General features: G+C 68.6%; 12 protein-coding genes. 8 read left to right on the forward strand and 4 right to left on the reverse strand.

The window, feature by feature from the left end:
• Positions 1-7: 7 nt before the first annotated feature.
• A complete protein-coding gene (locus ACOCMH_RS05720; RefSeq protein ID WP_115690757.1) occupies positions 8-871 on the reverse strand; it encodes a branched-chain amino acid ABC transporter permease in 864 nt (287 codons plus the stop codon).
• Between the two features lie 634 nt (positions 872-1,505).
• On the opposite strand from ACOCMH_RS05720, the gene ACOCMH_RS05725 reads away from it, so the two are divergent.
• On the forward strand, positions 1,506-2,585 hold the full coding sequence (locus ACOCMH_RS05725; RefSeq protein ID WP_427308189.1) for a glycosyltransferase family 4 protein: 1,080 nt from the start codon (positions 1,506-1,508) through the stop codon (positions 2,583-2,585).
• A 32-nt stretch (positions 2,586-2,617) separates the two neighbouring features.
• Positions 2,618-4,828 carry a glycogen debranching N-terminal domain-containing protein gene (locus tag ACOCMH_RS05730; RefSeq protein WP_427308190.1) on the forward strand — a complete coding sequence of 737 codons (2,211 nt, stop codon included), beginning with the start codon at positions 2,618-2,620 and terminating at the stop codon, positions 4,826-4,828.
• A gap of 27 nt (positions 4,829-4,855) precedes the next feature.
• Here the strand turns inward: ACOCMH_RS05730 and ACOCMH_RS05735 are convergent, their stop codons facing one another.
• Entirely contained in the window at positions 4,856-5,806 is a 951-nt protein-coding gene (locus tag ACOCMH_RS05735; RefSeq protein WP_427308191.1) for a LysR family transcriptional regulator, read from the reverse strand.
• A gap of 120 nt (positions 5,807-5,926) precedes the next feature.
• On the opposite strand from ACOCMH_RS05735, the gene ACOCMH_RS05740 reads away from it, so the two are divergent.
• The 3 genes from ACOCMH_RS05740 (at position 5,927) to ACOCMH_RS05750 (ending at position 9,332) form a co-directional block, all read left to right on the forward strand.
• Complete coding sequence (locus ACOCMH_RS05740; protein WP_427308192.1) at positions 5,927-7,756, forward strand: gamma-glutamyltransferase family protein; 1,830 nt, start codon at positions 5,927-5,929, stop codon at positions 7,754-7,756.
• A gap of 93 nt (positions 7,757-7,849) precedes the next feature.
• Complete coding sequence (locus ACOCMH_RS05745) at positions 7,850-8,818, forward strand: Bug family tripartite tricarboxylate transporter substrate binding protein (RefSeq protein ID WP_427308375.1); 969 nt, start codon at positions 7,850-7,852, stop codon at positions 8,816-8,818.
• A gap of 1 nt (position 8,819) precedes the next feature.
• A complete protein-coding gene (locus ACOCMH_RS05750; RefSeq protein WP_427308193.1) occupies positions 8,820-9,332 on the forward strand; it encodes a GAF domain-containing protein in 513 nt (170 codons plus the stop codon).
• 110 nt (positions 9,333-9,442) lie between these two features.
• Here ACOCMH_RS05750 and ACOCMH_RS05755 read toward each other — a convergent pair whose 3' ends face one another.
• On the reverse strand, positions 9,443-10,021 hold the full coding sequence (locus ACOCMH_RS05755; RefSeq protein ID WP_427308376.1) for a J domain-containing protein: 579 nt from the start codon (positions 10,019-10,021) through the stop codon (positions 9,443-9,445).
• Positions 10,022-10,360: 339 nt separating this feature from the next.
• On the opposite strand from ACOCMH_RS05755, the gene ACOCMH_RS05760 reads away from it, so the two are divergent.
• On the forward strand, positions 10,361-11,083 hold the full coding sequence (locus tag ACOCMH_RS05760; RefSeq protein ID WP_427308194.1) for an SDR family NAD(P)-dependent oxidoreductase: 723 nt from the start codon (positions 10,361-10,363) through the stop codon (positions 11,081-11,083).
• A gap of 22 nt (positions 11,084-11,105) precedes the next feature.
• Here the strand turns inward: ACOCMH_RS05760 and ACOCMH_RS05765 are convergent, their stop codons facing one another.
• A complete protein-coding gene (locus ACOCMH_RS05765) occupies positions 11,106-12,023 on the reverse strand; it encodes a LysR family transcriptional regulator (RefSeq protein ID WP_427308195.1) in 918 nt (305 codons plus the stop codon).
• A gap of 143 nt (positions 12,024-12,166) precedes the next feature.
• On the opposite strand from ACOCMH_RS05765, the gene ACOCMH_RS05770 reads away from it, so the two are divergent.
• A complete protein-coding gene (locus tag ACOCMH_RS05770) occupies positions 12,167-12,664 on the forward strand; it encodes a (R)-mandelonitrile lyase (protein ID WP_427308196.1) in 498 nt (165 codons plus the stop codon).
• Positions 12,642-13,451, forward strand: a complete 810-nt coding sequence (locus ACOCMH_RS05775; RefSeq protein WP_427308197.1) for a carboxymuconolactone decarboxylase family protein — start codon at positions 12,642-12,644, stop codon at positions 13,449-13,451. Before ACOCMH_RS05770 ends, ACOCMH_RS05775 begins: the two co-directional genes overlap by 23 nt.
• Positions 13,452-13,543: the final 92 nt, after the last annotated feature.

Raw genomic sequence — 13,543 nt, forward strand, 5'->3', positions numbered from 1 at the left:
GTGCTCCTCAGGCTGCCTTGCCGGCAAACAGGCCCTGCGGCCGGATCGACAGGATCACCACCAGCAGCACGAAGGCGATGATGTCCTTGTAGTCGGTGGAAACGTAGAAGCCGCCGAAGCTCTCGGCCATGCCGATGATCAGCCCGCCGACGATGGCCCCGGGGATGCTGCCCATGCCGCCGAGGATGATGATGACGAAGGCCTTGGTGATCACCAGGTTGCCCATGCTCGGGTAGACCAGGTTGATCGGCGCGTACAGCGTCGCGGCGATCGCGGCCAGCGCGCCGGAAATGGCAAATACCAGCAGCGTCACGCGCGTGGCGTCGATGCCGACCAGCGCCGCGCCTTCGCGGTTCTGCGCCATCGCCATGATGGTGGCGCCGGTCATGGTGCGCGTCAGGAACAGGTGCAGCAGCACCATCAGCGCAAAGGCCGCGCCGATGATCAGCAGGCGCTGCAGCGGCGCGGTCAGGCCGAACACCTCGACGATCTGGCCATAGGGCGTGGGCATGCGGTGGAAATCCGCGCCCCACAGCGCCTGCGCGCCGGCTTCCAGGAACAGCAAGATGCCGATGGCGGCGATCATGTCGTGCAGCTCGGGCGCATTGCGCAGCGGATGGAACACCAGCCGGTCGGCCAGCATGGACAGCACCGCCACCACCAGCGCCGCGCCCAGCATCGCCAGCCAGTAGTTCACGCCCAGCGCGGTCATCAGGTAGTACGAGACGTAGGCGCCGGCCATGTAGAAGGCGCCGTGCGCGAAATTGGGCACGTGCAGGATGCCGTAGACCAGCGTCAGGCCAAGCGCGACCAGGCTGTACACGCCGCCCAGCGTCAGGCCGTTCAGGAACTGTTGAAGGAACAATGCCACGGGGGTACCTCGTACGGTTCGGGAAACCAGTCACGCAGCGGCGCGTGCCGTGCGTGTGCCATCGCGCGGCGCCAGGCGCGGCCGCGCAAGAGAAATCAAGCGGGTGGAATCAGGCGGGCGGTAGCGCCCGCGTTCGTGCCGGCGGGCGTGCCGGGTGGTGTGCCGCCGGATGGTGTGCCGAGGTAGGTGCCCCGGCGCGCCGGCGCGCATTCCCGTGCGGGCCGTGGCGATGGCGGTGCGCGATGCTGTGCTGCGGATGCTGCATGGCGGTGTCTCCTGTGCGATGCGGCACGATGGCCGCTCGGCAAGCCGGGCGGTATTGGCGCCCGGTGACGCCGTGTCGGGAAGTATTCCCGCACGGTCGTTCGTTTTCACCGACTTTTGCATAGGCCCGCCGGCACCGTCAAGGAAAGCGGCCCGGTATTCCGCAGCGCGAAATAGCAGCGACGCCCCTGAGGGTAAGTCCCGACCGGGCTGTCCCGGAATCATGGCGCTGCGACATGGTGCTCATGCCGCGCCTGCATGGTCCGGACCAGCTTGAAAAAGCCGCCGGCGCTTTCTATGGTGCCTTCATCAGCCCAGGCACTGTCGCGGCAATCCACTCTGCAGCCTGCTTATCAGACGGGGGAAGCCGATGAAGATTGCGCAGATTGCACCACTCGCCGAACGCTGTCCGCCCTGCCTGTACGGGGGGACCGAGCGCATCGTCTCTTACCTGACGGAAGAACTGGTGCGGCAAGGCCATGAGGTCACGCTGTTCGCCAGCGGTGATTCGGTCACGCGCGCCGAACTGGTGCCGTGTTGCGACATGGCGCTGCGCCTGGATGCGCGCGTCGGCGAGCATCTGCCCTACTACGTCACGATGCTGGATCGCGTGATGGAGTGCGCCGGGCGTTTCGATGTCCTGCATTTCCATATCGACATGCTGCATTTCCCGCTGCTGCGGCGCATGCCGGTGCGGGCGGTGACCACCTTGCACGGACGCCTGGACCTGCCGGAGCTGCAGCCTTTCTATGCGCACTTCCCCGATTTTCCGCTGGTGTCGGTGTCCGCCGCGCAGCGCGCGCCGATGCCGCCGGTGAACTGGGTGGGCACCGTGCACCACGGCATTCCCGGGGCGCTGCTGGACTATTGCGCTAATCCCGCCGGCGACTACCTGGCCTTTCTCGGCCGCATCTCGCCGGAGAAGCGCCCGGACCATGCCATCGAGGTCGCCGTGCGCGCGGGCATGCCGCTGAAGATCGCGGCCAAGGTCGACCGCGTCGATCGCGCTTATTGGCAGGATGTGATCCGCCCGCTGGTAGCGGCGCACCCCAACGTCGAATACATCGGTGAAATCGACGAGTCGGCCAAGTCCGCCTTCCTTGGCAATGCGCGCGCGCTGCTGTTTCCCATTGCCTGGCCGGAGCCGTTCGGCCTGGTGATGATCGAGGCCATGGCCTGCGGCACGCCGGTGATTGCGTTCGCCTGTGGCTCGGTGCCGGAAGTGATCGAGCCGGGCATCAGCGGCTATATCGTGGACGGCATTGATGAAGCGGTGGCCGCCGTCGCCAGCGTCGCCAGCCTGCCGCGCGCCGGCGTGCGCGCGGCGTTCGACGCGCGCTTTTCCGTCGAGCGGATGGCGCGTGACTACGTGCGCATCTACCAGGGCTTGTCGAATCCCGGCGACGCGGGCGCGGCACATGGCGAGGCCGGTGAACTGGCGCTCGCGTAACCCGACACGACCACAGCTGGAGAAAACCCCTCATGCCTGCGGAATCCACGGAACATCCCAACCGCTCGGTGGCGGTCGCCGGCGCCGGCGACGTCGCGCAGTTCTATATCCCGGCGGCCGCGTCGCTGCAGGAACGGCGTCCGCGCACGCTCAAGCATGGCGACACCTTTGCGCTGTTCGACCATAACGGCGATGCCATCGGCGCGCCGGGCAGCCCGGAGGGGCTGTTCCATTTCGATACCCGCCATCTGTCCTTCCTGCGGCTCACGGTGGAAGGGCAGCGCCCGATGCTGCTGTCGTCGACGCTGCGCGATGACAATGCCGCGCTGACCTGCGACCTGACCAATCCGGACCTGTTCGACCAGGAAGGCGCACTGTGGCTGGAGCACGACCTGATCCACCTGCGCAGGTCGCGGTTCCTGTGGAACGGCGCCTGCTATGAACGGCTGAGCGTGCGCAACTTCGACGACCGTCCGCGGCGCGTGTGCATCGACATCGCCTTCGACGCGGACTTTGCCGACCTGTTCGAAGTGCGCGGCACGCAGCGGCTGCGGCGCGGGACCCTGCACGCACCGCAGGTCGACGGCGCCGCGGTCACGCTGAGTTACACCGGCCTGGACCAGGCGCGGCGCGAAACCTGCATTTCGTTCGATCCGGTGCCGCAGGCGCTGAGCGGCAGCCGCGCCAGCTTCACGCTGCTGCTCAAGCCGTCATGCGCGCAATTGCTGCGCATGGAGATCCGCTGCAAGTCGGTGGACCGCGAAGAGGAGGAGACCCAGTCCTTCCTCGGCGCGCTGCTGCAGTCCAGGCGCGAGCTGCGGCGCTCGTCCGGGCGCGCGGCGTCGATCACCACTTCCAACGAACTGTTCAACGAAGTCGCGCGGCGCAGCATCTCCGACCTGTACATGCTGCTGACCAACACCGTGCACGGGCCTTACCCGTATGCCGGCATCCCATGGTTCAGCACGGTGTTCGGCCGGGATGCGCTGATCACCGCGTTGCAGACGCTATGGCTCGATCCCGAGATCGCCCGCGGCGTGCTGCAGTACCTAGCCGCGATGCAAGCCGAAACGGTCGACCCGCACGCCGATGCCGAGCCCGGCAAGATCCTGCATGAGATGCGCCATGGCGAAATGGCCCGCCTGGGCGAGGTGCCGTTCGCGCTCTATTACGGCAGCGTCGATGCCACGCCGCTGTTCGTGCTTCTGGCCGGCGCCTACCTGCGGCGTACCGGGGATGTCGACACCATCCGCGCGCTGTGGCCGAACCTTCAAGCCGCGCTGGACTGGATCAGCGATTACGGCGACCGCGACGGCGACCTGTTCGTCGAATACGGCCGGCTGTCGCCAGAGGGCCTGATCAACCAGGGCTGGAAGGACAGCCGCGATTCGGTGTTCCATGAGGACGGGCGGCTTGCCGCCGGCCCGATCGCGCTGGCCGAAGTCCAGGCCTATACCTACGGCGCCTGGCAGGCCGCCGCGCAGATACGCGCCGCGCTCGACGACAGCGAGGGCGCGGCCATCTATGCCGCCAGGGCGGAAGTGCTGCGCGACGCCTTCGATGCGCATTTCTATGATCCGGCGCTGGGAACCTACGTGCTGGCGCTGGATGGCAACAAGCAGCCGTGCCGCGTCCGCGCTTCCAACGCGGGCCATACGCTGTTTACCGGCATCGCGTTGCCGGAGCGCGCGCCGTCCGTAGTGGGCACGCTGATGCAGGGCACTTCCTTCTGTGGCTGGGGCATCCGTACCGTCGCCGCCGATGCGGCGCGTTTCAACCCGATGAGTTACCACAACGGCTCGGTATGGCCGCACGACAATGCCCTGATCGCGGCGGGCATGGCGCGCTACGGCTACCACCCCGAGGCGAACCGCATCTTCGAGGGGCTGTTCGCGGCATCCAGCTATATCGACCTGCGCCGCCTGCCCGAGCTGTTCTGCGGCTTCGCGCGCCAGCGCAGCCAGGGCCCGACTTTCTATCCGGTGGCGTGCGCGCCGCAGGCGTGGGCCGCGGCGGCGCCGCTGCTGATGCTGCAGGCCTGCCTGGGGCTGGACTTCGACACGCAGGAGCCAGCGATCACGTTCGAGAACCCGTCGCTGCCGCCTTTCCTGGATGAAGTGGTGTTCCGCAACCTCGGCGTTGGCGGCGGCAGCGCCGACGTGGCGGTGCGCCGCTCCGGCGAGCGCGTGGTGGTCGACGTGCTGGAGCGGCGCGGGCCGGTGCGCGTGCTCACGCGCAACTAGGCGCGGCGCCCGGCCGCGCGCGGCGCGCTAGGCGATGTCTGCCGGCAGCGCGCGCAGGCTGGCGACCAATGCCGCCACCATATCGTCCTCCACCGGCTGGCGCCGCCACATCACGCCCACCGGCGGCAGGTCCCAGCTCAGCATATGCGGCAGCGCCATCGCCCCCTTGGACTCGGCCAGTTCGCCCGCGACCGCGCGGGGCACGATGGTGGTCGCGCCCGGATGCTTGCGCATCAGCGTGGCCATGGTCTTGATCGAATAGGTCTCGACGATGGGCGTGGGCTGGGCCACGCCCGCCACCGCGAAGATGGTGTTGATGGTGCGCCGGATCGGCGTGTTGGGCGGCGGCAGGATCCAGTCGCGCTGGGCCAGTTGGTGCCAGTCGAGTGCGCCGCGCGCCAGCCGCGCCGCGGCCGCGGTGGGCACGACCAGCGCCGGTTCTTCGCGATACAGCGGCTGCTGCACCAGGTCCGCGCCCGGCGCATAGAAGGTGCGTGCGATGACGCAGTCCAGCTCATGCTCGCGCAATGCGCTGACCAGTTCGTCGGTGGTGCCCTCACGCACCAGCACCGACACCCGCGGGGCCTGCGACAGGCCGAAGGTGCAGGCCGTATCGAGCACGCCGCGGCTGATGTAGGGAATCACGCCAAGGCGCAGCCGGCCCGAGAGCCCCGCTTCGATCGCCGCCAGCTCGCGCCCCAGCGCATCGGCATCGGCCAGGGTCAGCCTGGCGTGCGCCAGCACCGCGCGGCCGGTGGGGGTGGGCTCCAGTCCGCGCCGGGTGCGGGTAAACAGCGGCACCATGAAGATGTCTTCGATCTCGCGCAGGGTCTTGGTGACGGCGGGCTGCGACAAGTTGAGCTCGGCTGCCACGCGCGACACCGAGCGCTGCCGCGCCAGCGCCAGCAGCAGCGGCAGGTGCCGCAGGCGCAGCCGCGATACCAGGTTGTGCACCACTTTGTCGGGGGCGATGGACATGGGGCTTGCCGCCATGCAGCGGTCTAGTCGTATTACCAAATGGTAATACCACAATAACCAATCAGACGCTGCTGGTTATCCGCTAATCCTATACTGGCCGGCATCACTGGAGCATCAAACATGTTCACCACCCGTCCCGAGATCGTTGGCACCTTTGGCGTTGCGGCCTCCACCCACTGGCTGGCGACGCAGACCGCCATGGGCGTGCTGGAGCGCGGCGGCAACGCCTTCGACGCCGCGGCCGCCGCGGGCTTTGTGCTGCAGGTGGTCGAGCCGCACCTGAACGGCCCCGGCGGCGAAGTGCCGATCCTGTACTGGAGCGAGCGCGAGCGCGCCATGCGCTCGGTGTGCGGGCAGGGCCCGGCGCCGGCACTGGCCGATCCCGCCGCGCTGCGCGCCATGGGCCTGGACCTGATGCCCGGCATCGGCCTGCTGCCGGCCGCCGTGCCCGGCGCCTTCGGCGCATGGCTGACGATGCTGCGCGAGCATGGCACCTGGCCGCTCGCCGACGTGCTGGCGCCGGCGATCGGCTATGCCCGTGATGGTTTTCCGCTGGTGCCGCGCATCGTGCGCGCGATCCTGGCGGTACAGGCGCTGTTCCGCGACGAATGGCACAGCTCGGCGCAGACCTGGCTGCCGGACGGCAAGGTGCCGCGCCCCGGCAGCCTGCATACGCTGCCGGGGCTGGCGGCCACCTATACCCGCATCGTCGAGGAGGCCCAGCGCCGCAGCGATACCCGCACCGGCCAGATCGATGCCGCGCTGGACTGCTGGTACCGCGGCTTCGTCGCGCAGGAGATCGACGCGTTCTGCCGCCAGACGCCCGTGCGCGACACCACCGGCGACCAGCACACCGGCCTGCTGCGCCTTGACGACATGGCAAGCTGGGCGCCCGAGATCGAGACCCCGGTGACTCTGGACTTCGGCCGCTATACCGTGGCCAAGTGCGGCATCTGGAGCCAGGGGCCGGTGTTCCTGCAGCAGCTGGGCATGCTGCGCCATGCCGGCCTGGAACAGCACGCGCCCGAGTCGCCCGAGTTCGTGCACCGCATTGCCGAGGCCGCCAAGCTGGCCATGGCCGACCGGCTGGCGTGGTATGGCGACCCGCATTTTGCGCAGAGCCCGCTGGCGGGGCTGCTGGACGATGGCTACCTGGCGGCGCGCGCCCGGCGTATCGGCGCGCGCGCGGCGTTGTCCCTGGACCCCGGCACGGTCAACGGCATGGCACCGCGCCTGCCCGACCTGGCCGCGGCCGCGCGCACGCTGGAGCGCGCCGACGTGCGCTTCGGCGTGGGTGAGCCGACCTTTGCCGAGCTGCCGCCGGTGTCCGAATGGGCCGAGCAGGAGATCTTTGTCGGCGATACCTGCCATATCGACGTCATCGACCGCCACGGCAACATGGTCGCGGCCACGCCTTCGGGCGGGTGGCTGTCGTCGAGCCCGACCATCCCGGCGCTCGGCTTTGCCCTCAACACGCGCCTGCAGATGACGTGGCTGGAGCCGGGGCTGCCCAATACCCTCGCGCCCGGCAAGCGGCCCTGCACCACGCTGTCGCCGTCGCTGGCGCTGCGTGACGGTGAACCCTACATGGTGTTCGGCACGCCCGGGGGCGACCAGCAGGACCAGTGGTCGCTGGCGTTCTTCCTGCGCCATGCCGTGCATGGCATGAACCTGCAGGAGGCCATCGACGCGCCGGCCTGGCATGTCGACCACTTCCCGGCATCGTTCTGGCCGCGCCAGACTGTGCTCAACCGCATCAGCATCGAATCGCGCTTCCCGGAAGGCACGCTCACGGCGCTGCGCGAGCGCGGCCATGACGTGCGCGTGGGCGAGCCGTGGTCCGAGGGCCGCATGTCGGCCTGCGCGCGCGAGTTCGATGCGCGCGGCCGGCTGGTGCTGCGCGCCGGCGCCAATCCGCGCGGCATGCAGGGCTATGCGGCGGGGCGCTGACGATCGGCGGGACCGTACGCAGCAGAGAAGCAGATATGGCGGGGCGCATCGTGCGCCCGCCACCGAAAACGGAGGAGAAACACCATGCGATGGATGACCAAGACCCTGCTGGGCGGCATGGCCGCGCTGGCCATGTGCCTGAGCGGCGCCGCAAGCGCGGCCGACACTTGGCCGCAGAAGCCGATCACGCTGATCGTGCCGTGGGCCGCCGGCGGCTCGACCGATATCCTGGCGCGCGTGCTGTCTGAACACCTGACCCGCTCGCTGGGCCAACCGGTGATCGTCGACAACAAGCCCGGGGCCTCGGGCAATATCGGCTCGGCCATGGTGGCGCGCGCGCGGCCCGACGGCTACACGCTGCTGGTCGGTTCGATGAGCACCCACGCGATGAACCCGGCGCTGATGCCGAACATGCCGTTCCGCGGCGTGGAGGACTTCACGCCGCTGGGCCTGCTGGCCTACGTGACCAACACGATGGTAGTGCACCCGTCGGTGCCGGCGCACAACGTCAAGGAACTGATCGCCTACGCCAAGGCCAACCCGGGCAAGCTGGCGTACGCCAGTGCCGGCCCCGGCTCGACCAACCACCTGAGCGCGGTGCTGTTCGAGAAGATGGCCGGCGTGCAGATGTTGCACGTGCCGTACAAGGGGGGCGCGCCCGCCGTGGTCGACACCGTGGCCGGCCAGACCCAGCTGCTGTTCTCGGCCGGCACGCAGACGCTGCCGCATGTGAAGGGTGGCAAGCTGCGCCTGCTTGCCGTCACCGAGAGCAAGCGCTCGCCGTTGCTGCCCAATGTGCCGACCGTGGCCGAGACCGTGCCCGGCTATGAGCTGGCGGTGTGGTACGGCGCCTTTGGCCCCAAGGGCATGCCAGCGGACCTGGCCGCGCGCCTGAACCGCGAGATCAACGCGGTGATGTCGCTGCCCGAGGTCAAGTCCAAGATGAACGCCATCGGCGTCGAGACCGCGACCTCAACGCCGCAGCAGTTCGGCGCCATCCTGCAGCGCGATGCTGACCGCTACGGCAAGCTGATCCGCGAACTCGGCATCAAAGGGGAATGACGTGAGCCACCTGCGCACGGCCGTGCTGGTGCCCACGGCCAACGACCTGTGCGACCAGCTGCAGCAGGCCCGCGACCCCGCTGCCGCGTTCGCGGCGATCGGCGCCGCCACCCTGCAGGCGATGGGGCCCGGCCTGCTGACCATCAACGCCTGGCACGCCGGCCCAGCACAAATCGAACGCCTGTGGTCTTCCGATCCTTCGGCGTACCCGGTCGGCGGACGCAAGTCAAAGGGCGACAGCGCGTGGCGGCGCCAGTTGCTCGAGCGCGGCGAAGTCTTTGTCGGCGAGGGCGATGCCGCGCTGGCGGCGGTGTTCGACGACGTGCAGCAGATTCGCGCGCTCGGCTGCACCGCGGTGGTCAATGTGCCGCTGTGCCACCAGGGAAGGGTGATCGGCACCTTCAACTACCTGGCGGATCGCACCGCATGGTCAGCCGCGGAACTGGCGGCACTGCGCATGCTGGCGGCATTGGCCGCCAGCGTCGTGCGGGATTGGCGGGCGGCGAGAGGCTGAGGGCGGCATCGGGGGACCGGCCCGGGACGCGTTCTGATCCGGTCGAGTTCGACACCGGATCGCTTCCGCGTGCTGCTCCAACGGCGCCGCCACGCCCCTGTCACGACGGACTACGGCTGTCGGGCAGTTGGCTGGCGAAACCCGAACAGCCCATGCCAGAACGTCTCGAACGCGCTGGCGGGCGCGGCCGTGCCTCCGGCCTCCGATGGCGGTACGGCGTCGGCCTGGTCGACCGCGTTGCGCGACTCGTGCAGGGCCCAGACGCTGTCGGCAATTCGTCCGGCGAGGTCCGTTTCGCAGTCCCTGCCCAGCAGCACGCCGAACAGGACGTCGCGGCCGTGCCCGTCCTCGGCAAAGCGCATGGCGATGGCAACCATCTGCTCGTAGTGCTCCTGCGCGACGCGCCTGGCCTCCTCCTGTGCCTGGCGCTGCTGCGCTTCCTCGGCCGCGCGCTCGGCATCCCAGCGGCGCATCTCGCGTTCGAAAACGTCGTCGTAGACCTGGCGCTGCGCGGGATCGGACAGGATCGAATAGGCATCGCGAATCTGCTGGAAGGCCGCGTGGGCCTCGGCTTCACGACCAGGATTGCGGTCCGGATGCCACTTCATGGCTGCGCGCCGATAGGCGCGCTTGATCTCTTCAACGGTGGCATCGGACTGTACGCCAAGCGTCGCGTAGAGCGTGGTCATAGGAGCAGTGGGGCGGCGGATGGAGGGGTTCATGCTAGCACGCCACTGGGGACGGCTTCGGCGTGACCCGCGGGGGGAACGGGAGGACAATGGGCGACCGTGTTTCATTCATGTATTGGCACAGGTCCGGCAATGCGTCATCCCGATGCTATGCCTGGCGGCTGGCCGGAGGGCATGTCAATGGATCGCCGAAGCTTTCTTGCCGCAGGTGCCGGACTGGGTCCGATCGTGGTTGCCGGATCGCTCATTGCCGCCACGACCTCGCTGGCGCAGACCCCGGATCGCCAACCGGAGGCCCGCAGGTCCAACGCTCAACCAGGCGCAGGGCGCAGGGCGCGTGTGTTCATCACAGGTTCGGCCGACGGACTGGGCCATGCCGCGGCCGGGACGCTGCTCGCCGAGGGCCATGAGGTCATCGTCCATGTCCGCTCGCAGGCCCGGCTGCCGGCCGTGGCGGCGCTGGTCGACCAGGGCGCCATCGCCACCATCGGCGACCTGTCCGACGTCGGGCAAATCCGCGATCTCGCGCGCCAGGTCAACGCGATCGGCGGCATGGATGCCGTCATCCACAACGCCGGGGTTATCTCCGGTGCACAACTGCTGGTCGTCAACGTGGTGGCGCCGTATTTGCTGACGGCCCTGATCCGGCGCCCCCGGCGCCTGATCTACCTGAGCAGCAGCATGCACACCGGCGGACGCGCCAGCCTTGCCGGGATGGATTGGACCGGCCGCAGCGCCACGGGCGGCTATGCGGACAGCAAGCTGTTCCTCACTACCCTCGCCGCGGCGGTTGCGCGGCGGTGGCCCGACGTGTACAGCAATGCCGTCGATCCCGGATGGGTACCCACCAAGATGGGCGGGCCGGACGCACCGGATGACCTTCGGCTGGGACACCTGACGCAGGCGTGGCTCGCCACCAGCGAAGACCCCGAGGCGCTGACCAGTGGCGGCTACTGGTACCACCAGCAGCGCCGCAAACCGCATCCGGCGGTGCACGACACCGGCTTCCAGCAGCGGCTGCTGGCCGAACTGGCACGCGCCACCGGCACCGGGCTGCCGTGAGGCATCGCTCTCCAGGCAACCCTTATACCGCTGCGCTGCACACGTCGGGCTGCGGATAGCGCAGGGCCTCGATCACAAGCGCCAGAGCCGGAGGGAGCTGACGGCGGTTGGCGTAGTAGAGATGGTAGCCAGGAAACACGGGCCACCAGTCCTCAAGCATTGGCACCAGCCGGCCTGCCTGGATGTGCGGCGCCACCAGGTCGAATGGCACATAGGCGAAGCCGACACCGTCCAGCGCGGCCTGGAGCATCAGGAAGGTGTTGTTGAACACGGCCTGGCCATCGACGCGCACGTTCAGGGCCTGGCCATGCCTTTCGAAATCCCATGCATACAGGCCGCCATGGGTCGGCAGGCGAAGATTGATGCAACGGTGCCGGGTCAGGTCGTGCGGCGTATCGGGGGGCTGCCTGCCGGCCAGGTAGCCGGGCGAGGCCGCCACGGCCATGCGCAGGTCCGGGGCGATGCGCACGGCGATCATGTCCTTGTCGACCCGGTTGCCACTGCGCACGCCCGCGTCGAACCGATTCGCCGCGATGTCGGTCAGGCCATAGTCGACGCTGAACTCGATGCGGATGTCGGGATATTGCTGCAGCAGCGGCAGCAGCCGGGGCCAGAGCACCGTCGCGATCGCGTGGTCGTGAGCCGTGATCCGCACCGTGCCCGCCGGCTTGTCCCGCATCGCACTGAGCGAAGCCAGTTCCAGTTCGATCTCATCCAGCCGTGGTGCCAGGGCGTCAAGCAGCCTGGCGCCGGCTTCGGTGGTGCTGACGCTGCGTGTGGTGCGCGTGAGCAGACGTACGCCGAGACGCGCTTCGAGGCCCAGCATCGCATGACTCAAGGCCGAGCGCGAAAGCCCCAGTTGCGCGGCGGCGCGGGTAAAGCTCCGCTCGCGCGCAACCGCTACGAAGGCCTGCAGGTCGTTCAGGTTTTCCTTTGGCATTGGTGAATCCAGTGCACAAGCGTATGCCGATTTTACCGTCTTCCCGGCAAATGGATTGGCCGATAAAGTTCTCTCGGCCGGCATCCCGGCAATCCCAGAAGGGCACCATGCGCGGCCCCCACCTGAATCCATCAAGGAGGCTCATGCATCCTCTCAAGCAAATCGCCTTGTGCGCCGCCGCCATGCCCGGCGCAGTCGCGTGCGCTGCAGACCCGCAGGTTGCGGCGGCCGGAGCGGCCGCCCAGCAAATTACACGCGCCGGCAGCCAGCCCTCGGTGGCAGGCCCTGCCGCCTACTTCACCGGGCAAGCGCGGATCGATCCGGTGTGGCCGGCCGACCAGGACATCAACGCCTCGGGCGGCCTCGTGACCTTCGAGCCGGGCGCGCGCTCGGCCTGGCACACCCACCCGGCCGGGCAGCGGCTGGTGGTGGTCGCAGGGGTGGGGCGCACGCAGCAATGGGGCAAGCCGGTGCAGGAAATACGGCCCGGCGACGTCGTATGGTGCCCGCCCGGCGTCAAGCATTGGCACGGCGCGGCACCCGCAACCGCGATGACCCACCTGGCCGTCACCGGCACCGTGGACGGACAGAATGTCGCATGGATGGAAAAGGTATCCGATGAGCAATACAACGCCCGCTAAGCGCCGGACCACGCCGCGCCAGGCCGGGTTGATCGCCGTGGCGCTGGGCTGTGGACTGCTCTCCGCCATCAGCCAGGCTGCCCCGGCAGCGCAGGAGTCCCAAGGCATGACCCGCACACCAGGCAGCGCACCGAGCCCCTCTGAAACCCTTGCCGCGCGCCAGCAAGTTATCGTCCCGATTGCGGCGTTCGGCGCTGCGGGCGATATCGACAAACTGAACGGCGCCTTGCATCAAGGGCTCGACGCCGGCCTGACCGTCAATGAAACCAAGGAGATCCTGGTGCAGCTCTACGCTTACGCCGGCTTTCCGCGCAGCCTCAATGCACTGGCCGAGTTGATGAAGGTGGTCGAGGCACGCAGCCAGCGCGGCATCCAGGACGTGGCAGGCGCCATGCCCAGCCGCGCCGCGCCCAAGGGCGACGCGTTGCTGGCGGCCGGCACGGCAACCCAGACCCGGTTGTCCGGGGCGCCGGTCAAGGGCGCGCTATTCGACTTCGCACCGGCCATCGATGAATATCTGAAGACCCACTTGTTCGGCGATATCTTCGAGCGCGACAACCTGGACTGGCAAAGCCGCGAACTGGCCACGGTGGGCATGCTCGCGGCGCTGCCCGGCGCCGAGCCGCAGTTGCAGGCCCATATGCGCATCAGCCTGAATGTCGGCCTCACGGTCAGTCAGCTGCGCCAGCTTGTGCAGGTACTCGCCGATCGCGTCGACGCCGCCAGTGCGAGCCGGGCGCGCGAGGCTTTGTCGCGGCATCTGGCGACGCAGCCCGGAGCGAAGTGACGCGCTCGGTGGTCGGGTGGGCCATTGCCCACGGCGATACGCGTTTGCCGGATCCGGGTTTGCAGCGGCGCATTTCGGCATGCCTTGCGCTT

Origin of the sequence: Cupriavidus sp. H39 (assembly GCF_050271075.1) — a bacterium.
Lineage (GTDB): Bacteria > Pseudomonadota > Gammaproteobacteria > Burkholderiales > Burkholderiaceae > Cupriavidus > Cupriavidus necator_B.